Raw genomic sequence first — 21358 nt, forward strand, 5'->3', positions numbered from 1 at the left:
CATCACTGCGATCCTATAATAAGCTCGCGACAATCTTGCCTCTGACATGACGCTGGGACAGCCTCGTCAGCTCCGCCGGGACATCCTCGAGCGCGATTTGTTTGCTGATTGTCGAAGCGATCTTCCCGGCGACCATCAGCTTCATGAACTCTTCCGCCATGACGCCCAGATCCCGCTCGGCCCGCGCGTCGCCCGATACGTGCGCTCCGGCGATCATCAGCTTGTGGACCGTAAACGTTTTGTGCGACGGCTGGAAATCGGCCACCGTCTCGGGCGCGCCCGCTATGCACCCCAGCTGTCCGCCGAAGCCGAGCATCTCCAGATCCTCCTGGGCGGTTTTTCGATTAAGCGAATTGAGGATATAGTCGACGCCCAGCCCGTTCGTCCATGCCATTACGCGCTCGCGCACGTTCTCGCTATGGTAATCGATGGCGACGTCGGCGCCCAACGACTTGACGTAATCGTGATTATCCGCCGAGGCGGTCGTGATCACCTGCGAGGCACCGAAGGCCCGCGCCAATTGAATCGCATATCCGCCTACGCCGCCCGCGCCCGCGTGAACGAGCACGGAGCCTCCCGCCTGCATGTTCATCTTCCGGTTTAGAATTTGATAGGCAGTCAGTCCCGCGCAGGGAAAAGCCGCAGCCTCCTCGAAAGTCAGTTCATCGGCAATGCGGGCGATCGCACGGGCTTTCACAATCGTATATTCCGCGAAGCTGCCGTGGTAGACGACACGGTCCCCTGCCCGCCACTCCGTCACGCCTTCGCCAAGCTTGTCCACGATCCCGGCTCCATCGACGCCCGGAACGAACGGATACGTCCAAGCGGGATGTCCGTTCGCGGCCATCTTGTAATCTACCGGATTCAGACTGGCCGCCTGCACGCGAACCCGGATTTCGCCCGCGCCAGGTTCGGGAACGGGCATTTCCTGCAAGGTTAATGCGCTCGGCTGTCCCGGAGCATGAAGGACGATCGCTCTCATAACAAAACTCCTTTACGATTAAGAGGATGGGGTTGCCGCACAATTACGGACAGATTTTGTTTTCGGTCTGAACGTAAGCCCGAAAAAAGCCGTTAAAGCGAGTACGCTTGTCGTCAACAGAATAATTCCCATCGGCACCGCGGAGTTCTCCCCGGCCACCCCGACGAGCGGAGACGTGCACGCTCCCAGCACGAACGGCAGCAGGCCCAGAAGCGCCGCCGCGCTTCCCGCCCGCTTGCTCTGCGATTCCATCGCCAGAACGAAAGAGGCCGTCGACGTCATGCCGATCGACGCGACAAAGAAGAACAGCGGAATAACCAAAGCGATTAACGGACCGTGGAACAAAATGACGAGCAGGGCGGAGAAGCTGGCCGTACAGGACAGCAGCAAACCGAGAATTACGAATTTGCGCTCCGAGAACGCCCCGCTGAAGCGGCCGACGATCTGGGAACCGATGATCAGGCTGATTCCGTTGGAGGCGAACAACAGCGCGAACAGCTGCGGAGAAGCACCGTAAATATTCTGATATACGAACGGAGTTCCCGATACGTAAGCGAATACGCCCCCGATCATAAGGCCTTGCGCAAGCGCGTAGCCGAGAAATAGCCGGTCTTTAAGCAGAGCTTGAATGCCGGAGAGCAGCTCGCCGAAATTCGCGGATACCCGGTTCTCGACGGGCAGCGTCTCCTTTAAGTTCCTCGTCGCCATCAGAACGAGCAGCAGCCCGACCGCGCTCAGCACGAAAAACACGCCCGTCCACGTCGTAAAAGAAATCACGCCGCTGCCGGCCATCGGCGCAATCATCGGAAACAGGTTATTGACGAGCATGAGCAGCGAGAAAAATTTCGTCAGCTCCGGTCCGCTGTATACATCCCGGACAACCGCCCTGGAGATGACGATTCCCGCGGAAGCGGCGAACCCTTGAATAAAACGCGCACCGATAAAGAAATAAATATTCGGGGAAACCGCACAGACGAACGAAGCGGCCAGATAGATCATCAGCGAGACGATCACCGGCTTGCGTCTTCCATGAACGTCGCTTAAGGGCCCCATAATGATCTGGCCTAACCCCAAGCCGATGAGACAAGCTGTCAAACTAAGCTGAACAAGGGAAGCTTGCGTGCCGTAATCGGCGGCAATCTCCGGGAACGACGGCAAATACATGTCGATCGTAAGCGGACCGAGCGCCGAGAAGGCGCCTAACAGCAAGACCAATCTTAAGCGATCGTAACTTTTTATTGCGGACATCTTATCGTTTTCTCCTAACCTGCCTCGAAATCTCTTGATGATTTTATGGACTTGTTCATTATAGACCCAGATCGCGATAAAGCCAATAGGAACACGCCGACCGCATCTTCACTGATGAGCTTTACGGTAATCGCCGGGCGTGACTCCGACCGTCTTCTTGAAGGTGCGGATAAAAGACATCGCATGCAGATATCCTACTTTACCCGATATTTCGTGGACGGGCAGACCACTGTTTCGAAGCAGCTCCTTGGCGCGTTCCATCCGCACCTGGCAGAGATAAACGACAAACTTCTCGCCGAATTCCTCCTTAAATAGCGTGCTCAGACTGGAGGTGTTCATCTGAAACTGTTCGCCGAGCATCGACAAGGACAGATCCGGATCGTCAAAATGCGCTTCGATATATTCTCTGACCCTGCGAACGACAACGCGATTCCCTTTTTCCTCCCGCATGCTCTTCATTAAATAGAAGCAGGAGCTTAAGCGCTCCTCATAAAAGGCTTCCAGCTCATCCAGCGTCTCCAGACGCTCGTCCCAGCGTCCGCGAAATTCCTGGTTCCACAATTCCTGGTATTCGGGAGGCAGCTCGGTCATTTCCCGGTGAAAATAATAATTCATATAGCTCAGAACGCCGTCGATTTCCTCCTTGGGCAGCAGCAGCGACCTTAATCCGTCGAACAGCAGCTTCAGCTGCTCCTGCCAGCCTTCGCTGCCGACGCGGAAGGCCTGGGCAATCGTGCGCACGTATTGCAAATAAACGAACAGATCGTCGTGCGACAAATCCTCGATCTCCCAATGTCCGATGACCCGATTGCTGCCGAGCGCCGATTTGTAGTTCAGCGCCTTGGTCGCGGCGTCGTAGGATTGGGAGATGGCCTGCGCCTCCGCGACTCCCATTCCGATGCCCACGGTTACTGTGAGCTTGAGCTGGTTTTGCAGCCACTCGCGAATCTCTTCGGATTGGGCCGCAATCCGGTTGCCCGCCTGAAGCCGTTCCTCTCCGATGCCGAAATAGATCACGGCCAGACGGTGATTCGTAATCCACTCCTGCCAGACGCGATACGAATCCGCCTTGACGGTTTCCTCTACCACCTTGGTCAAAATGTACTTGAACAGCCTCTGGTCCTCATGTGAGTAACGGCGGATAAACTCCGAATATTTATCTATCTCGACGATGCTGACGGAAGCGCTGGAGAACACCTCGACCCCCAGCTCGCGCAGCGTTTCGATCCATTCCGTCTCCTGAATCGGCTCGACTCCTTCGACCAGCTCCTGCAATAACCGCAAGCGGCGATACCGCTGATTTTCCTGATTGCGATGTACGTAGTCCTGCGTCGCTTCGATCATATTGGTCAGCGTATAGTCGATATAGCTAAGCTCATCCCCGGAAGGCTCCCGGATGATCGGGTTGCGATACTGCTGATTGTACTTCTGAATGCGGGACATGATCGTCTCGATCGGCTTGTAATTTTTGTGGGAAATATAGACGACCCACCAAATTCCTAACAGCAGGCCCAGAAAACCGAAAAGCACCCAGCCGCTCGTAACGTAACGGTACAGATTGCCTGCAAACTCCGTCTTTAAACCGCTGCGGTACGTGAGGCCGGAATAGGACGATTCGAGCGTCACCGGGTTCGCGTGCAGCTTCTGATCCGCTTGGCCGTAAATCTCGCTCCCGCGGCGGTCGGTTACCGAGAGGTAGCTGACTTCCGATTGGCCAAAGCTCGCAAAGTATTCCCGGATCGCATTAACGCTCACATTCACCACAAGCAGTGCGATTCCTTTGCTGCCGAGCGGAATGCCTTTGGCGATCGAGATCACCGACGCGCTGCCGTCGCGGTTCTCGAACGTGCGAAACAAACGGGGGTCGCTCCATCCGGACGGCTGCCCCGACAAATTCTCCTCCACAAAGGCGCTGTCGGCGAACTGATCGAGCGTCAGCTTGGTCTGGTTGCTGACGATCACCCCGTCCGAGGCCCGATACACATAAATGGAATCGATCAAAGCGTTCGTATCGGCCATCCCCTGCAGCAATTGGGACAAATCGATAATGAACTCGGGCGAGCTTTCCATTCCGGCGAAGGACATCAGCGTCGTATTTTTTGTAATTGTCCCGATCATCATCATCTCGATCGTGCGCAGCGACATGTCGATATTGTTCTGAAGATTGCGGGCATAAGCCTGACTGGACTTCATCGCATCCTGCCGGGAAAGATTGTTTAATTGGACGACCCCGATAAACATAAACAGGCAGACAACCATAACGAAGACGGGCAGGTAGGACAGCAGCAAGCGATAAAGCCAATTTTTTCTCATCAAGGCTCTCCTTCCCGACAAAGCCGAAGGACAAGACGAGCGTTCGCTCGCCTTGTCCCGCTTCCCTTCGATTTAAACCGCCGTCCCGTTACTTCTTCAGCCCGTTATAATAATCCTTGGTATAGATCACATTGGCTTTATTGTCGGCGTAAGCTTTCGCGAAGAACTCGTCAACCTTGCCGCCTCCGGCTTTTTCCCATGCGGCTTTCGCATCGGCCAGCGCCTGGTCCGCGGTATACTTGGAGCCGCTGACGATCGCTTTCGAGTAGAGGTTCGCGATTGTCGTAATCGCCGTGCTGTTGATCACGCCCAGATCGTCGGGAAGCCCGACCGGGAGGAACACGGCCGGAGTGTTCGGCCGATCGGCCGTGATGTACGCCGCTCGGCCTTGATCGACCAAGTCGCTGTAGGCTTTGTCCGTCGGCTTGCTCATGTCCAGCGTCTTGGAGAACATCACGCAGTCGCCCATTAACCCGATCGGGGACAGCATCTGCAAGTCCGCATTCCAATTCAGCTCTTGGTTATTCTTCTCGGCATCGATCGGCACGGGACATTCGTTGCCGCTGACCCTCTCGTAATGCTCGCCTTCGATTCCGTATTTCAAGGTGCGCACAACTTCGTCGCTCATGAGCCAGTCTACGTACTTCATGACGGCTTCCGGATTTTTGGCCGTCGCGTTGATCGCGGCGGCCACCTGGAGGTTCGGGACGCCGCCTGCCGGCGAGAACTTGCCGAACTCGGATTCGGGCAGCGTCAGAATCGCCACCTCGGCCTCGGGATTGTTGGCCATGAAGTCGGCGTACGTATTAAGCGCTCCCGACGTTTCCAAGCCGCCCGCGCCGTAGATGCCGAGCTTGCCGTTGACCCAATCCTGCCGCGCCTTGGAGCCGTCCTTGTCGGCAAAAATATCCGGATCGACCGCTCCCGAATCGTACAGGTCCTTCTTGAATTGAACGGCCGCCGCCGGCTGGTCCCAGCTGCGCAAATACTGATCGTCCGGCGTCAGGAAATAAGACGTGACGGACAAGTCCTTCTCCGCCGCATTGGTCGATTGGCCGAGGCCGAAGAAGTAGTCGACATCGAAGAAAGTGGTGCCGAACGTGTCCTTCTTCCCGTTGTCGTCGGGGTCCTGATTGGCGAACGCTGCGGCCACCTGCAAATATTGCTCCGTCGTCGTCGGCATCGGCAGCCCCAATTTGTCCAGCCAATCCTTGCGGATCATGAGGTAGTGGTTCGTTGCATAGCCGACATTCCGGCCCAGGAAGTAAGTTTTGCCGTTTACGTTGGTCAGCTTCTGCAGGTTCGGATCGCTTGCCAGAGCCTCTTTGTAAGCGGTCGAGCTCTCTGCAATAATATCATCAATCTCCATCAATTGTCCCATCATCGCCAACGTTTTCATAAAGGGATTGGAGTATTCGAAAATCAAGTCGGGCGCTTCCCCGGAAGCGAACAAGACGTTGAATTTGTCCTGGGAGGAGTTGCGCGGGATCGGAACAAACTTGACCTTGACCGGAGCGTTCTCGTTAATCCATTTCGTCCAGCGGTTGTCCGTGATCGTTCCTTCGCCTTCCGGCACGTTGTTGCGATCGTACACCGACACGGTAATTTCCGGCTTTTCTTCCGGCGTCGCCGCGCTTGGGCTTGAACCGGCGCTTGCGCTCGAACCCGGACTGCCCGAAGCGGGCGTCTGACCGTTCTTATCCTCTTTCTTGTCGGAGCAAGCGGCCAGCAGCGTACTGGCGATGAACAGCAAGGCCAAACAGACGGCAAGCGTTTTATGTGGTTTTCTCTTCATGCGGATCGGTCACCCCTCATCAAATTTGAAAAATCGGTTGGAGCCTTTATTGCAGCTGCCGCGCATGGTCCCGTCCAGGCCCCACCTCCTTCCTATCGTGCCCGACAGCCAACCCGCTTCAGCCTTTCACCGCTCCGATCAATACCCCTTTGACAAAAAACTTTTGCAGGAACGGATAAACGATCAGCATCGGAAGCGTCATAATGATGACCCCGGCCGCTTTAACGCCCTCAGGCGTCAGGAAAATCGCCAAATCCCGCCGGGTGTTGCTCACCTCGTCGAAAAACTGCTGGTTTTGAAACAGCTGCTGCACCAGCACGGACAAGTTCCATTTGCCCGAGCTGTTCATATAGAGCAGCACGTTCATAAAAGCGTTCCAATGCGAGACGCCGTAGAAGAGAGCCAGCGCGGCCAGAACAGGCAGCGACAAGGGCAGCAGAATGCGGAACAGGAGTCTCCACTCCGAGCAGCCGTCTATTCGGGCAGCTTCCTCCAGCTCCTCCGGCAGCCCCTCGAAGAAGCTTCGAAGCACCATCAAATTCCAGACGCTGACCAGGCCCGGAAGCCACAGCGCGCCGTAGGTGTCGATCAGCCCCAAATTTTTGACCAACAAGTAGTTGGGAATCATCCCGGCTCCGAAAAGCATCGTAAAAATGACGGCGAAGGAAAAAAACTTGCGGCCGATAAAATATTTTTTGGACAGCGGATACGCGGCCAGAACGGTGAAGATCATGTTTAGTGCCGTTCCGACAAGCGTAATGACGACACTGTTGTAGAAGGATTGCATCACCGGCGTTTCTTCGAACAGCCCCTTGTAGGCAAGCGTGCTGAAATTCACCGGCCAGAAGCTCACCGTTCCCGATGCCAGCGCGAACTTGTCGCTCAGCGACAGCGCGGCAATATGCAGCAGCGGCAGCACGCAGCTCAGACCGATCAGCGTCAGTACGATGTAGTTGATGCCGTAGAACCATTTCTCTCCTCTGGTGCCGTTCATCCCTGAAGCCTCCTCGTTACCATAACCCTTGGCCGAACCTGCGAGCCAGGAAATTCGCCGAGACGACCAGCGCCAGACCGACCAGGGATTCGAACAGTCCCATCGCCGTCGCCAGGCTGAAGTGCGCCTGCTGTATGCCGATCTTGTACATGAAGGTGCTGATTACCTCGGCCACCTCGGCGACCGTATTGTTTTGCAGCATGTAGACCTGGTCGAAACCGACTTCCATGAGCTGCCCGATTCGCAAAATAAGCATAATGATCACCGTCGGCATAATGCCGGGCAGTGTAATCCGCCAGATCTGCTGCCACTTGCCCGCTCCGTCCATGCCCGCCGCTTCATACAGATTCTGGTCGATCGAGGACAAGGCCGCGAGGTAGATGATCATTCCCCAACCCGTTTCTTTCCACACCGTAGTGGCCAGGAAAACCGAAATCCAGGAAAACGGCTCGTACAGGAACGGATACGTCGTGCCGAACAAAGCGTCCATCAGCCGGTTCACCGTGCCGGTGCTCTGCGAGAAGATCGTAAGCACGATCCCGCCCACAATGATCCAGTTCAGAAAGTGCGGGAGGAACACCATCGTCTGCAGCGAGCGTTTGAACCACGTTTTGCGCACCTCGTTCACCAGGACGGCCAGCACGATCGGCATCGGAAAACCGACGAGAATATTCAGCCCGCTAAGCCGCAAAGTGTTCCATATAATTCCGGAAATTTGATCATTGTTGAAAATCAGCTTGAAGTTGTCCCACCCGTTCCATTGACTGCCCCAAATGCCGTCGACGAACCTGTAATTTTTGAAGGCGATCGCCAGGCCGCTCATGGGGTAATACTTGAACACGATAAAATAAAGAATAATCGGCAAAAACATGATGTACAGCGGGACATTCTGCCGCAGCGTCCGCTTCGAATACCGTCTGCCGCGAACCGGGGGCGACGCGGGCCCGGTCAAGGAAGGGACCGTGGATACGGCCGATTTGTCTGCAAGCTTCACGCCTTCGTCTCCTCCTTGTCTGGCGAATTGCGTTCATCGTACAGCAGCCGGGCACAACCGTTCAATATACATGATTTCGCGCCGTTAACAGGTGCCGCCATCATCGGTCCCACGGCCCCCACAGGCCGGGATGTCCCTTTAATTTGGAGAGCGCCTCCATATAGTAGTAGTCTCCGTAGATCAGCGGGCGATCCACATTCTGATTCATCGGCAGATTGCCCGTGCCGTGCAGCAGAATCGCTTCCTCCGTATCGTCTCCGCGATAATTTTCGGTTAACGATCGCAGAATGGCCAACGCCTGCTCCCGGTAATCGCCGCCCTTCTCTCCCCCGACCGTATCGGCCAGATCCAACAATCCGCTGGCCGCAATCGCGGCCGCGCTCGAATCCCTCGGCGCCCCTGCGAAGGAAGGCAAGCGAAAATCCCAGTAAGGGACGCGATCCTCCGGAAGATTCTCCAGGAAAAAATCCGCAGCCCGCCGCGCCGCCGTTGCAAACTCTTCGCGTCCGGTATGGCGGAAGCCCAACGTCCAGCCGTACAGGCCCCATGCCGTCCCTCGCGCCCAGGCCGAATTCTCCGCGTAGCCTTGCCCCCCGAGAACGCCTTCGCGCTCCCCGGTCTCCGGGTTAAAGCAGACGACATGGCGCACGGAGCCGTCCTCGCGGAGAAAATGTCCGGCCGCCGTCCGCGTGTGGGCTTCGGCGATCATCCGAAAGCGCGGATCGCCCGTCTGCTCTGTCGCCCAGTACAAGAGCGGCATATTCATCAGGCAATCGATAATCGCCCATCCCGTCCGTTCCGGCAAATTCCAGGCGCGGATAAATCGGCCCTGAAGATTAAACCGGCCCGCCAGATGACTGGCCGCGAGCAATCCTCTGCGCCTGGAGACCGCGCCGCCTCCAAGCCGCCATTGCGCCACCGCGCTTAACGTCCACATGAACCCGACGTCATGGCTCAGAGAATCGTAATCCAGCAGCAGCTCGTCCAGCCGGGCCTCGCATTGTTCGGCGATAACGCGCAGCTCCGCGTCCGGCCGCTCGCGATCCGCCAACCAGAGCAGCCCCGTCCAAAACCCCGCCGTCCAATAGGCGGGCGGCATCAATTGATACCGGCCGTCATGCGATCCGTGCGGAAATCGGGCGCCGATCCGCCGGCTTGCGCTTCGCACTTTGGCGATCCCTTCCGCCCATGCTTCCTCTACCCAATCTCTCTTTTGCATTGCCGCTCCGCTCCTTATGCCCATGCTTTTTGCTTCCTTTCCGCAGGAAACAAGGTTAAGCTTACGCGCCCCGCCGCGATTTGCTCAATATACATGTTTTCGCCGCATGAACAGCGCAAGGATTCTGCCAAGGTCTGTCGAACTTATGAGATATGGACACCTCTGTATCTTCCTTCATGAAGCATAGAAATTTATTGTTGTACATCCTGCTTTTCGGTCTGCTGTTCGGACTGCGATGGCTGTGGTCGGAGCTGTTATTTCCGGTGGACCGATCCGTGCAGGCTGTGGACGGCGTGCTGGATCTGCGCGGACGGAATTGGGACGAAACCGGACCGCTGGCGTTAAATGGGGAATGGGATTGGTATCCGGGGCGGCTCTTGTCGCGCGAGGAGCTCCGGTCGGAGAATGGGCCGCGGCAGACTCTGCATGTTCCCGGCGATTGGGGAACGCTGTCCGGTCGGGAGAAGAACGGATCGAACGGCGCCTACGGATACGGCACATACCGGCTGCGGATTTTGGTCGACCCGCTGAAGCGGCCGACAGCATTCTCGGTCGACAGCATCAAGGCCTCCTCCGAAATTGAAATAAACGGCAGGGCGACGAAAGGCTCCGGGACGGTATCGGCCGAGCCGAACAGCTACAAGCCGAATAATCGTTCCTATACGGCGGCCTACTACGAAGCGGACGTCACGGAGATCGAGCTGCTGCTGCGCGTGGCCAATTACGATTCGCCGCTGTCGGGCGGACTTGTCCGTTCCATGCAGTTCGGGCTGCAGTCGGACATCGAGTCGGCCAGAACCTATTCGATCCATTTCCAACAGATGACGCTGCTGGTCATGCTGCTGCATGGCTTATACGCGGGCATCGTCTACGCCTATAAGCCGCAAAACCGTTCTCTTCTGATCAGCGGTCTTATCTATGCGGCGGTCGGCCTGGTTGTCGCCAGCGGTCACGACAAAGTGTTGGACCTATGGATCCCGCTCAATTATACCTGGAGCATTAAAATACGGGTGCTTGCGGTGATGGTGCAAAACTATGCGCTCCTGCTTATGTATCGTAAGTTCGCCGATATGCGAAGCGTGGGAGTCGGACTTAAAGCTTATACGGCCATGCTGCTGGGCCTCGCTCTCGGCACGCTGCTCCTGCCGATCTCGACCGTGAACCGAATGCTGGATACCGGCGTTTATATGCTGGCTTTTCTGATCCCGCTGGCGTGGTTTGTAAAGGCGGTGGGGAAGCTCGTATTCGGCCGCTCCGAAGACAAAGATATCCATTTTATTCTCATTTCCGCCGTATGCATCATGTCCAATTTAATCTGGAACAACCAGATCGGCAATATGGACTTGTCGGGCGTTTATTATCCGTTCGACCTGCTTATTGCCGTTACCGCGTTCTCCGTGTATTGGTTCAAAAAATATATCCGCAACTCCGACGAGGTGGAGCGGCTGTACGAGCAGCTGCAGGTTGCCGACCGGATGAAGGATCAATTTCTGGCGAATACTTCGCACGAGCTGCGAACGCCCCTGCACGGCATCATGAATTTGTCGAACAGCGTGTATGCGCGGGAGCTGGACAAGCTGGAGGAGGACAGCCGGCAGGCTTTGGAGCTGGTCGGAACGGTAAGCCGGCGCATGTCCGCGCTCCTGGACGACCTGCTGGATTTGGCGCAGCTTCGGGAGCAGCGCATCAGGCTCCATCCCGGGCCTCTCGATCTTCGCGCCGTCGTGCCGGGCGTTGTCGGCATGCTCAAGCCTATGGCCGAGGGCAGGCCCGTCCGGCTTCGCCTCGCGCTGGATCGTTCGCTGCCCCCTGTATGGGCGGACGAGAAGCGGTTCGTGCAAATTCTTTATAATCTGCTGCACAATGCGTTCAAATTTACCGAAGAAGGCGAAATCGCCGTTTCGGCGGAGCCGGTGAACGGACAGGTCGAGATCCGGGTATCGGACACCGGCGTCGGCATGGACGAGGAGACGTTGGCCGGCCTGTTCGTTCCTTACGTACAAGGGACGAACAACAGGAGCGACGGCAGGGGCCTTGGCCTGGGCATGAGCATTTGCAAGCAGTTGGTCGAGCTGCACGGAAGCGAACTGATCGCGCAATCGGAGCCGGGGCGCGGCTCCGCGTTCCTCTTCCGGCTGCCTGCGGCGGACACGGCGGCGGAGGCGGCAGATACGTTACGGCACGAAACGGCAGCGTCGGAAGATGAAGCGGCGGCCATGCCGATTGCGGAGGCCCAATACCGCTTCCCTGAAGGTGCGGACGGCGAACAGGCCGCCAGGTTCACGCTGCCGGATTGGCTCCATTCGCCGAATAGCCCGATTCGCATTCTGATTGTAGACGACGATCCGATTAATCTGAATGTGCTTGCAGGCATACTGTCGACAGAGCCGTATCGCGTTGCCAAGGCATTATCGGGTTATGAGGCGTTGGAGCGGCTGGCGGAAGGCGATTGGGATTTGTTGATCGCGGACGTCATGATGCCGGGCATGTCGGGTTACGAGCTGACGGAGAAAGTAAGGGAGCGCCGTTCCGTCTCCGAGCTGCCGGTGCTGCTGTTGACGGCGCGCGGCCAGCCGGCGGATATGTATACCGGCTTTCTCGTCGGGGCCAACGACTACGTGACCAAGCCTGCGGATGCGATGGAGCTGAAATATCGAATCCGCTCGCTTATTGCGTTGAAACGGTCGCTGTCGGAACGGCTCCGGATGGAAGCGGCCTATCTGCAGGCGCAGATCAAGCCTCATTTCCTGTTTAACACGCTCAATTCCCTGATCGCCCTCGGGGAGATCGATACGGACAAAATGCGCCGGATCGGCGATGCTTTCTCGACCTTTCTGCGAATCAGCTTCGATTATTCGAATACGAGCGCAATGGTGGATCTCGAGCATGAGCTGGAGCTTGTGCGCTCCTATCTGTATATCGAGCAGGAACGCTTCGGAGAGCGGCTGGCGGTCGTCCAGGAGATCGAATCGGACATCCGCCTGTCCCTCCCGCCGCTATCGATTCAGCCGCTGGTGGAGAATGCCGTCCGGCACGGCATTTTGAAGCGGGCTAGCGGAGGGATGCTGCGGCTGAAAGTGGGACGCACGGCCAACGGCGTGTCCGTTGAAGTACAGGATGACGGCGTCGGGATGACCTCCGATCTGATTGAACGGCTGCTGAACCGCCCCGATCCGTCGCGCCCGGGAATCGGAATCGCCAACACGAATCGCCGTCTGATCCAGATGTACGGCCAAGGACTATCTATCCGGAGTGCGCCGGGCGAAGGCACCGTCGTTTCCTTTATCATTCCGGAGCATCCTGGGGCGTGATAAGCGCTGAAACATTATCCGTTTCGTCTTCAAGCTCGATTGGCGATTGGTTCGCCGATTGTCGAAACGGTCTTTCGAAAGCGCAGGTCGGTTAGCTTCGCAGAGCTTTTCGGATCTCGCTCTCCGTCCGGCTGATGCGCTTAAATTCTTCAGGTGTAAGCCTCCAGCTAAGGGCGGCTGCATTGGCTGCCGCCTGTTTGGCATTTTTTTGTCCGGGAATGGGGATCACATCCGGGTGACTCGCAATCAGCCAATTGAGCGCCACCTGGGGAATGGTTGCATCATGCGCCTTGGAAACTTCATCTAAGCCTTGTGGATTTTAAAAAGAAATACGCTTTGGCTTCCACGAGTTTATTTAAAATTTTGCGTACCGTCTTCCCGGCATGGAACGACAAAACCATCGCAAAATTCATTCGTATGCAATTGCAATACGCAATAGGATTATATCCGTCCACCTCGCTGTCATCCGTACAAATAGAAGCCAATAAACAATCCGGAATCCCTTATGAGCAGGTGGATTTTGTGGCGGAATTTTCGGAATTCGTTTTCTATACCCTCGCCTACTTAAACCGGTGAAAGCTTCCTCCGGCTTACAGAGACGAGAGTTTCCAGAGGAATGAAAAAAACGGTAAACCCTGTAGAATCAAGGGATTTCGGAGTTTCACGCCTACTTTTCCTAATGCCATAAGGTTAAATGTTTGAAAGTCACAACGACCCTTGTTTTACCAATCCCTAAAAGTTTCTACGAATACAGCATCCGCATGATGATGTCTGTATAAGGATAATGTTGTTCATATTCTTCTGGCTTGTCGAGTGCAAGCGTAGTTAAGCCTTGGATAGATTGGAAAATCATCAAGGCCAATTTGGGAGGCGGGTCTAAAGCAAATTCTCCGTTTTTTTGGCCCTCAACAATCAATTGCAATACAATCTCATGTATGGTCTGCATTCGTTTCATCATAAGTTCGTGCAAATCCTTGGCATTCCCATCATCGCTTTTTAGATTTTTGAAAATCCTCCGCATGATTTCAAGTTCGTTGCCGGACGACGATGTTTCCTTCGCAGCCTGTACAGTGATTCCGAATCGTTTAATTTGATCCTGCCTGAATTTAAGCATGCTGGAGATCAGCGTTTCCAGACGCTGCGCAGCCGTATCCCCGGATTGCATGAGCTGCTGGAATATATCCAAATCAGATTGAATCGTTTGACCTAACAGTTCACAAAAAATGGCTTCTTTGTTCGCAAAGTAATGATAAATCAATCCTGGGCTTACGCTAGCAGCAGAGGCAATATCCGAGATGGTAGTTGCCCAGCCCTTGCGGGCAAAGATGTCTTTCGCCGCTTCCAGGATGCTTATGCGCTGGTATGCAAATTGCTCATCGTTAACTCATGCTTCCGTTTCGACCGGGAACCATCCGGGGACACGCATAATAATCCCCCACAACGAATCGGGTATCTCCAATTGGAGTTGATCAGTCTTGGCCAGCTTTGTTTTGATATCGTCTTCGCGTCCTTGTACTATTTTCTTCAGCCATTCAGGGTCCATAATAAGTTCTCGCCCCAGAGCAATCAGAGGGACCCCCGCTTGTAATGCCTGAGCGGCATTTTCAGCTGTACGAATCGATCCGACCCCGATAATGGGAAGATTGCCAGCGTGTTCTTTAATGATTTCAATGCACGGTCGAGTGTCGCCATTAGCACGCTGAGAACCAGACCCAATGTCATTTTGCGCAATATGGAGGTAATCTATCTTCTTCAACGCAAGAGCTTGGACGAGCGCCAACGTGTCATCCATCGTAATGCCTGGTGTCTCGGCTTCTTCAGGTGTTATCCGATAACCAACAATAAATGATTTTTTGGCATGCAGTTGGACGACACGCCGAACCTCATCTACCACTTCCAGAGGGAATCTCATTCGTTCTTTCCTTGATCCTCCCCACTCGTCATCACGCCTATTCGTATGGGGCGAATAGAACTGTTGAATGAGAAATCCGTTGGCGCCGTGGATTTCCACTCCGTCAAAACCCGCTTCAATCGCTCGTCTTGTCGCCTCACCGAAAGCACGGATAATGTCGGGGATTTCTTCGGCGGTCAACTCACGCGGGACAATAGCACCTTCTTTAGGTTCGGGGATGGGGCTCGGACCCACAATATCATCTATAAACGGCGGACATTTGCGGCCGCCATGAGCGATTTGCAATACAGCTTTAGTGCCTACGCTTTGAACCGCAGAAGCGAGATTGCGCAAGCCCGGGATCAACTCGTCTCGGTCGGCTGCTGCTGATCCCGGAAAACCTCCGTTTGCCATAACCGCTGCCGAACCCGTTATAAGCATACCGATCCCTCTTGCACGTCGTACATAATATTTGATTTCGACTTCTGAAACAGAGCCGTCCAAATGGGACGCCGTATGGGTCATTGGCGCCATCACAATTCTGTTTTTTAGCTGAACTCCACTCGGCAGATCAAACGGTTCGAACAGTGGTAGAAACTCATCCTTCAATTGAATCCCTTCATTTCCTCAAGATATTTTTGATTAAATAATTTATTCAATATAAAATTATGTCACCGCCTCTTCACTTTGTCAAATCACGCATCCTTTTCTGGACAGTCGCGGACACAAAATTCCTTTATTGCGCTTTTTTAACTCTAAGGAGATGTCCCCATAACATTCTTTACAGAGTCAACCGTCACTCTCTTGCATCATGCGGCAATCCCACATCCGGGCGTACAGAGGCTATTCGATGCAAGCAATTCGCCATGGCAACCCTGCTCCACAATTTGCCCATGATCAAAATACAACAATCCTGCCGGCATGCTGCATGGTCTTGAGGCGGTGAGTGACGACGTTAACGGTACAGCAGCCCGAATTCAGTCGAAAAACGAATGAAAGTTATGATAGAAGTCTGTCATTTTGTTCTTCTTCATTCTTAATTTTGCTGCATCCCCCTCTTTTCCGAAAGGATGTACCTTTCCCCCCAATCACTTATCTTATCAAGAAATACAATCATTGATCGTCCTGACAAACTCAACCTATATTCTACTCTTGGTCGTGACTCCGGATATGATTTCCTTTCAATAATTCCGTCATGTTCAAGCTCGCGAAGCTGCTCTGTTAGTATTTTTTTCGAAATGGACGGAAGATGCCGCTGCAATTCGCTATAACGTATTGGCTTGTTATTTTTATATAAGAACCGATATATAGGAATTTTCCATCTGCCGCTTAACATAGATAGTACAATCTCTACCGGGCAGTCATTTAACTGGACAGGCATTCTATCACCTCGTTATTTTACTATTTTAATAATATACACAATAACACAATCAAAAGCTTGGATACCAAAAAGTGCCTAATTGTTTCCCAGACTTAAAGTTCCTATAATCACCCTAGAGAGGAGAGGATGAGAATGAATATAGGTATCCTTGGGGCGGGGAATGTAGGCAAGACTTTAGGTAAAGGGTTAGCTATGGCTGGTCATCGGGTATTAATCAGCAGTCGAGATCCCCATGATCCAAAGCACTCTTCTTGGAAGCAAGAGGTGGGTGATTCAGAGGGCGTCGCATCATTTGATGATGCCGCCCGGTTTGGCGAAATCATTATTCTCGCACTCTCTTGGTCTTGTTTAAAAGATGTGGTTGAAGCCATCGACCCTGGCTATTTGAAAAATAAGACGGTCATTGACGTCAATAATGCCGTATATTTTCACAACGGACCACGGTTACTGCTTGATACATCAGCGGGGGAAATCGTCCAAACATTGTTGCCGGAAAGTCATGTTGTTAAAACACTCAATACTGTCAGCGACAAAATCATGAGCCAACCCATTTTCAAAGAAGGCATTCCCATTATGTTTATGTCCGGAAACAATATGGCTTCCAAAAATCAAGTCAGTGCTCTTCTTAAAGATCTTGGTTGGGTCACAATTGTTGACCTAGGCGACATTAGACAAAGTCGCTTGCAAGAATCAATCATGCTGGCATGTGTGATTAGTGAAATTCAATTACAGTCGCCAGGATCGGCATTTACCTTACTTACACATTGATTTATTCATTATTGAAGAAACCCCTTTGAACTATAAAGAACCCCTACTCGCCGCTTTCTTTGAAAAATCTTTCTTATACGATTCAGTTAACCCAAGTGGAACAACAGAAATTACAGCTAAAAGATCGGGAATTTTCCCAGCGGCTTCATATTCTATGCCGTTTGGGGCTCTGAAGCCCAGTGAACGGAACCTGAAGAAAGAACTGGACTGTGGGCGGGGTGCAATCGGTTCTGGCTATGATATAGTTCAATTGATCAATAGCGAACAACTTGTTCACTTTTGAATTTTATTTAAGAAGGTGATTACTAATGCAAATTTTAAAGGATGAGATTCGTGACAGAATTCGAAAAGCGGCTCTGGCGGAATTTAACAGGGAGGGATATTTAAAAACCTCTATGCGTAACATCGCTGAAAGCGCCAATGTAGCGATCGGCAATGTTTATCGGTACTACAAGAGCAAGGATGAATTGTTCGAAGAGCTCGTACGCCCCGTCTATGAGCGTTATGAGGCCAACATGGCCGAAATGCGTCAAAAAATTAACTTTGGCTACAGTAACGAGCCCCCCGATGTGCTCAAGTATTTCAGTAACATCGAAGCGACGCTAATTGATTTGTTCAAAACCTTCACCGCCGAAATGAGCATCTTCTTCAATCAAAGTGAAGGAACCAGGTACTCGCATGCAAAGCCCGACTTATTCAAGCTTTCTTTTTCCGTTATCGAGTGCATGATTTTGAATGTCAGGGGGACCGGGAGCCTGAATGAATATGAAACGGCTCTTGCTCGAATGATCTCCTCCTCACTCGTGGAAGGATTATGCCTGATTCTTAGGGATAACGTGGAGGGGGAAATTTACAACAAACTTATAGACGAGTTGCTGAGCATCTATTCCGCAGGTCTCAATTCCGTTATCCACAAAATGCAAGCCCAAGGGAGAGCTCAAACACAATGACAAAAAACAATAAAGTATCCACCATCCTGCTGCTCATCGCCATCGTCTTTATAGTTCTTGGGTATGTCTTAATCAAATCGCTGACTTCCCCCTCAAGCAGCAAGAGTTATATCGCAGCTGATATACAAAGCATTCAGGTCGATGTCAAAAGTGCCCAAGTTCATATTGATACCAAGGAAGGTCAGGAAAATAAAACCGAGGTTCAGGTTGTTGCCAAGGGAAAGTACGATAGCAGCCATATCCTCGTCGAATCGAAAAATAATGCTCTTGTCATTAAGCAAACCAAGTCACACAAACTGCTGAATGTTAACTTAAATAACAAACTGGATGTATTTGTGAGTGTGGAAACAAATGGGAAGGAAAACCGGCTGGATCGAACTGCCGTTTCCAGTCAGAACGGCAAGGTAACTATCGAGAACCTCAACAGTCGAGCAATCGTCGTTACCTCTCAGAACGGGGAAATCAATATGAAGGAAATTTCAAGCGACGAGCTTACAGCCCGTTCCACGTCCGGTGCCATCCGTTTGGACGGGGTCAACATCTTCAAGCTGGACACAAAAACGGAAAACGGCAGCAGCCATATCGTATTTAGCGATAAGTTGGAGAAAATAATTGCTAATTCCTCAAGCTCCTCAGGAAGCATCGACTATATCTTTCTCAATGATATCGCGCTTGATCTCAAGTGGAAGGGCAAGTGGGACAGTAAGCTCATAAGCGATGATGCCTCCGCCAATAAAATAATTATGGAATCCGAATCGGGCCATATGTCCGCCAGCAGAAGGTAAGGAGATGAAGCACTGTGCGCAAGGATTACATCGATTGGCTTAGAAATATAGGCATCCTGTATTTGTTTATTTATCATACTTCAAGAGTTTTTGATGACCTCAATCCGTTTTATATCAAAGGGGAAACGAATGCATTCTCATCGCTTATTATCCATTCCTCCTTCTGGTTTATGCCACTGCTCTTTCTTCTAGCCGGTATGTCGAGTTTCTATGCTCTTCAGAGGAGAACGGCAGCTCATTTTGTTAAGGAGCGCTTCTTGCGATTATTGATTCCGCTTGTTGTTGGCGCTTTGATCATCGTCCCTCCGCAGGGATATTATGCGAGGAAATTTCACCTGCACGAAGAAGAAAGTTACCTCGTATTTCTAAAACGTTATTTTACCGATATTTCTGATTGGTCAGAATATGCAGGCGGTATTTCCCCTGCACATCTGTGGTTTATCCTGTTCCTTTTTCTCATCTCGGTCGGTCTTTTGCCGTTGATGATCCGGATAATCAGGAAACGTTATTCGCCTTCTTGGATGCGGCATCCCCTTCTCGTTATCTTGCCTTTCGCGGGCTTGTCCGTTCTTTCCTCCCTGCCGGATGTGAGCGGTAAAAATATTTTCCTCTATGCCGGATACTTTATATTAGGTTACTTCATAGCAACCAGTGATACGATCATCGATCTGATTGAACAACGCCGCAGACTCTATTTAGTAGCGACGTTAATAGGAACAGCCCTTCTATTCTGGGAAATCTACACCACTGGGAGTCAGTCGGGCTTTGCCTTTACAGTTCTCCACTTGCTTCTTTTTTGGGTAACTCTGCTTACGATGCTCGGTTATGGCAAAAAGTATCTGAACCGGAAATCAGCCTTTATGAACTACTTTAACCCAGCTGCTTTTCCCGTGTATATTTTGCATCAGACTTATCTCATAATCATCGGGTATTATGTTCTAAAAGGGGTCGATCACGGCTTCATACCGTTTCTGCTTATCGCATTTATATCGTTCGGCATGAGTATCGCCACCTATGGAGATCATCTGCAAAATAAAACTGCTTCGAGTCTTCTTTGGCCTCAAGGCTTGATAGCCAAGTGAACAAAGTCGTCTCTTCATGACTCTCTCGCTGTTTGGCAACATGGGCAAGTCCCAATATTAACACGACATAATCTTACTCCTCGCATTGGACGCCGCAGGAAGTTCGGGACGAGGCCATCGAATGCGGCATTGTCGATATGATCTCTTACAGCTCCAAGGTTTCGTCGGCGCAGGTCATGAGCAACACATTACAGATCCCAATTAAACAAAAAGCTCCTGAACCGTCACAGGGACCGATTCAAGAGCTGGTTCATTCTTGGGGTGGTGCGGTCGAGAGGACTCGAACCTCCACGGTATTGCTACCACTGGCACCTGAAGCCAGCGCGTCTGCCAATTCCGCCACGACCGCATATCAGTTGCGGACTTCGCGCGCGATCGACCTCATTAATGGAGCTTGAGAGCGAGTCGCTTGCCGAAATCACGTATATTAAAATAGCACAGATTTCCGAGCGAAGTCAAGCCGACTTTACGAAGTTCTAATTTTCAGTTAATAATCCGTATCCGCCCTCCCTAGAAGGACGGCGACAGGTTCCCTTCCGGAAGCTCTGGGAGCTCCTCATCCTGGCCGAATTCCGTATCCTGAAACGCGTTAAGCTGAAGATGCCGCAGCGGATCGGGATCGCGGCCGATTTCCCCCGGGAGCGGCGTCGCGCCGAATACGTTCCCCGCCCATCCGCTTTGAAGCCATGCCGTCCCATTGGCCAGAACCTGCCCGCTCGCCGCGGCCGCGGCGACCTGTACCGTCTCCATAATCTGCTCGTCGCTGGCTCCCAGCGCCCTGGCTTCTTGAGCGTACATGCGGGTATGCGCCTCGTTGTTGGCCAACAGAGCGGCGCCCAGACCGATCAACTGCTTCGTTTTGGCGTCCAGCGAGCCTTCTTCGAACCGTTGCGTCATGCGATTGATCTCCTCCGTTACCGGGAATCGTTAGAGGCGATCAGGCCAAAGCCTAACCGCCCGCCTCCTCTCAGCATTCCTCCGGAGGGCCCGCTTCATTCAGCCGACCATTTGCGCTCCTCGCTGGCCAGCTGAATCGGATAGCTCCGCTTGATTTTGATGACCCTGCGATTGGGACGGCGGACCAATACGTATTCCTCATCCCAGGCGACGACGATGCCTCTTACGTCGTTTTCCGCCAGCGCATCCCGGACGATGCGGATTTTCGTCCCGTCCACGCGCAGCTTGTCCAATTGTTCATCGTTCAATAAGTCCATTGCGTTCCCTCCTTCTTCCGTTGACACAGGAAAACCCGCTGGACACGGCGTCAAGCGGGTTTTCCGATAGGGTCGCCGATTCGCATTATCCGACGTGTTCTTTCGTATCGTTCGTCTCGTACCAGTAGTCGAGCACTTTGCTGGACATGACTCTTCCCTGTACGTATTCCGCCTGATGAGGCGCAAAGCTCTCCGTCCAAGAAAGCTCCAATTGCTCGCACAGCTTCACGATCGTCAGCAGCTCCGACCAGGCTACATAGCGTTTATACCAGAAAAATTGCGGATGCTCGATCATGTAAGGATACAGGTCGTCGAATTCCGTATGCTTGCAATCGAGCGCGCGCTCGAAGTGAATTTTAGCCTCTTCCAGCTTGTTCAGGAAAAAGTCGACCGGCAAGTTGATTTGATTCGAATTGGCCATTGCAGTTCGC

20 protein-coding genes, 1 tRNA gene and 1 pseudogene are annotated in these 21358 nt (G+C 52.8%); 7 read left to right on the forward strand and 15 right to left on the reverse strand.

All coding sequences use genetic code 11. The annotated features are described in order from the left end of the window. Positions 1 to 13: 13 nt before the first annotated feature. The 7 genes from ACFFT4_RS24830 to ACFFT4_RS24860 all read right to left on the reverse strand — a co-directional run bounded on the left by ACFFT4_RS24830 (position 14) and on the right by ACFFT4_RS24860 (position 9545). Entirely contained in the window at positions 14 to 982 is a 969-nt protein-coding gene (locus ACFFT4_RS24830; RefSeq protein ID WP_378051653.1) for a zinc-binding dehydrogenase, read from the reverse strand. An 18-nt stretch (positions 983 to 1000) separates the two neighbouring features. Beyond that, positions 1001 to 2230, reverse strand: a complete 1230-nt coding sequence (locus ACFFT4_RS24835) for a multidrug effflux MFS transporter (RefSeq protein ID WP_378051654.1) — start codon at positions 2228 to 2230, stop codon at positions 1001 to 1003. Between the two features lie 108 nt (positions 2231 to 2338). After that, on the reverse strand, positions 2339 to 4543 hold the full coding sequence (locus ACFFT4_RS24840) for a helix-turn-helix domain-containing protein (RefSeq protein WP_378051656.1): 2205 nt from the start codon (positions 4541 to 4543) through the stop codon (positions 2339 to 2341). A gap of 88 nt (positions 4544 to 4631) precedes the next feature. After that, positions 4632 to 6338 carry an extracellular solute-binding protein gene (locus ACFFT4_RS24845; RefSeq protein WP_378051657.1) on the reverse strand — a complete coding sequence of 569 codons (1707 nt, stop codon included), beginning with the start codon at positions 6336 to 6338 and terminating at the stop codon, positions 4632 to 4634. Positions 6339 to 6456: 118 nt separating this feature from the next. Continuing rightward, positions 6457 to 7332 (reverse strand): carbohydrate ABC transporter permease, encoded by an 876-nt coding sequence (locus tag ACFFT4_RS24850; RefSeq protein ID WP_378051658.1) that lies wholly within the window; start codon positions 7330 to 7332, stop codon positions 6457 to 6459. Positions 7333 to 7348: 16 nt separating this feature from the next. Then, positions 7349 to 8326: an ABC transporter permease gene (locus tag ACFFT4_RS24855; RefSeq protein WP_378051659.1), complete on the reverse strand. Its 978-nt coding sequence runs from the start codon at positions 8324 to 8326 to the stop codon at positions 7349 to 7351. A gap of 100 nt (positions 8327 to 8426) precedes the next feature. Then, the gene (locus ACFFT4_RS24860) at positions 8427 to 9545 is read right to left on the reverse strand and encodes a glycosyl hydrolase (protein WP_378051660.1); all 1119 of its coding nucleotides are present in this window, start codon (positions 9543 to 9545) and stop codon (positions 8427 to 8429) included. A gap of 197 nt (positions 9546 to 9742) precedes the next feature. Here ACFFT4_RS24860 and ACFFT4_RS24865 point away from each other — a divergent pair, with 197 nt between their 5' ends. After that, positions 9743 to 12856, forward strand: coding sequence for an ATP-binding response regulator (locus ACFFT4_RS24865; protein ID WP_378051661.1), 3114 nt, complete (start codon positions 9743 to 9745; stop codon positions 12854 to 12856). 91 nt (positions 12857 to 12947) lie between these two features. Here the strand turns inward: ACFFT4_RS24865 and ACFFT4_RS24870 are convergent. Further along, positions 12948 to 13151, reverse strand: a pseudogene (locus ACFFT4_RS24870) (aldo/keto reductase); the annotation flags it as partial. Positions 13152 to 13168: 17 nt separating this feature from the next. Here ACFFT4_RS24870 and ACFFT4_RS24875 point away from each other — a divergent pair. After that, positions 13169 to 13432 (forward strand): hypothetical protein, encoded by a 264-nt coding sequence (locus ACFFT4_RS24875; RefSeq protein WP_378051751.1) that lies wholly within the window; start codon positions 13169 to 13171, stop codon positions 13430 to 13432. A gap of 166 nt (positions 13433 to 13598) precedes the next feature. On the opposite strand, the gene ACFFT4_RS24880 is transcribed toward ACFFT4_RS24875, so the two are convergent. From ACFFT4_RS24880 to ACFFT4_RS24890, 3 genes are all read right to left on the reverse strand, one after another. Then, positions 13599 to 14210, reverse strand: coding sequence for a TetR/AcrR family transcriptional regulator (locus ACFFT4_RS24880; protein ID WP_378051752.1), 612 nt, complete (start codon positions 14208 to 14210; stop codon positions 13599 to 13601). Between the two features lie 30 nt (positions 14211 to 14240). Then, positions 14241 to 15356 carry an NADH-dependent flavin oxidoreductase gene (locus ACFFT4_RS24885; RefSeq protein ID WP_378051662.1) on the reverse strand — a complete coding sequence of 372 codons (1116 nt, stop codon included), beginning with the start codon at positions 15354 to 15356 and terminating at the stop codon, positions 14241 to 14243. Between the two features lie 427 nt (positions 15357 to 15783). Beyond that, complete coding sequence (locus ACFFT4_RS24890) at positions 15784 to 16128, reverse strand: winged helix-turn-helix transcriptional regulator (protein WP_378051664.1); 345 nt, start codon at positions 16126 to 16128, stop codon at positions 15784 to 15786. Between the two features lie 132 nt (positions 16129 to 16260). Between ACFFT4_RS24890 and ACFFT4_RS24895 the strand changes: the two genes are divergently transcribed. From ACFFT4_RS24895 to ACFFT4_RS24915, 5 genes are read left to right on the forward strand one after another with little or no spacing between them, the layout of a single operon-like run. Continuing rightward, the gene (locus ACFFT4_RS24895) at positions 16261 to 16896 is read left to right on the forward strand and encodes an NADPH-dependent F420 reductase (RefSeq protein ID WP_378051665.1); all 636 of its coding nucleotides are present in this window, start codon (positions 16261 to 16263) and stop codon (positions 16894 to 16896) included. A gap of 25 nt (positions 16897 to 16921) precedes the next feature. Then, positions 16922 to 17179 (forward strand): hypothetical protein, encoded by a 258-nt coding sequence (locus tag ACFFT4_RS24900; RefSeq protein ID WP_378051666.1) that lies wholly within the window; start codon positions 16922 to 16924, stop codon positions 17177 to 17179. 25 nt (positions 17180 to 17204) lie between these two features. Continuing rightward, entirely contained in the window at positions 17205 to 17846 is a 642-nt protein-coding gene (locus tag ACFFT4_RS24905) for a TetR/AcrR family transcriptional regulator (RefSeq protein WP_378051667.1), read from the forward strand. After that, the gene (locus ACFFT4_RS24910; RefSeq protein ID WP_378051668.1) at positions 17843 to 18631 is read left to right on the forward strand and encodes a DUF4097 family beta strand repeat-containing protein; all 789 of its coding nucleotides are present in this window, start codon (positions 17843 to 17845) and stop codon (positions 18629 to 18631) included. Before ACFFT4_RS24905 ends, ACFFT4_RS24910 begins: the two co-directional genes overlap by 4 nt. Positions 18632 to 18645: 14 nt before the next feature. Beyond that, positions 18646 to 19713: an acyltransferase family protein gene (locus ACFFT4_RS24915; RefSeq protein WP_378051669.1), complete on the forward strand. Its 1068-nt coding sequence runs from the start codon at positions 18646 to 18648 to the stop codon at positions 19711 to 19713. Between the two features lie 262 nt (positions 19714 to 19975). Here ACFFT4_RS24915 and ACFFT4_RS24920 read toward each other — a convergent pair. The 4 genes from ACFFT4_RS24920 to ACFFT4_RS24935 form a co-directional block, all read right to left on the reverse strand. Next, positions 19976 to 20062 (reverse strand) — tRNA-Leu (locus ACFFT4_RS24920). A 161-nt stretch (positions 20063 to 20223) separates the two neighbouring features. Then, on the reverse strand, positions 20224 to 20610 hold the full coding sequence (locus ACFFT4_RS24925; RefSeq protein ID WP_378051670.1) for a carboxymuconolactone decarboxylase family protein: 387 nt from the start codon (positions 20608 to 20610) through the stop codon (positions 20224 to 20226). A gap of 95 nt (positions 20611 to 20705) precedes the next feature. Further along, a complete protein-coding gene (locus ACFFT4_RS24930; RefSeq protein WP_378051671.1) occupies positions 20706 to 20927 on the reverse strand; it encodes a hypothetical protein in 222 nt (73 codons plus the stop codon). 85 nt (positions 20928 to 21012) lie between these two features. Continuing rightward, a complete protein-coding gene (locus tag ACFFT4_RS24935) occupies positions 21013 to 21348 on the reverse strand; it encodes a hypothetical protein (RefSeq protein ID WP_378051672.1) in 336 nt (111 codons plus the stop codon). Positions 21349 to 21358: the final 10 nt, after the last annotated feature.

This window comes from Cohnella cellulosilytica (genome assembly GCF_042431195.1).
In the GTDB taxonomy this organism is placed as follows: domain Bacteria; phylum Bacillota; class Bacilli; order Paenibacillales; family Paenibacillaceae; genus Cohnella; species Cohnella cellulosilytica.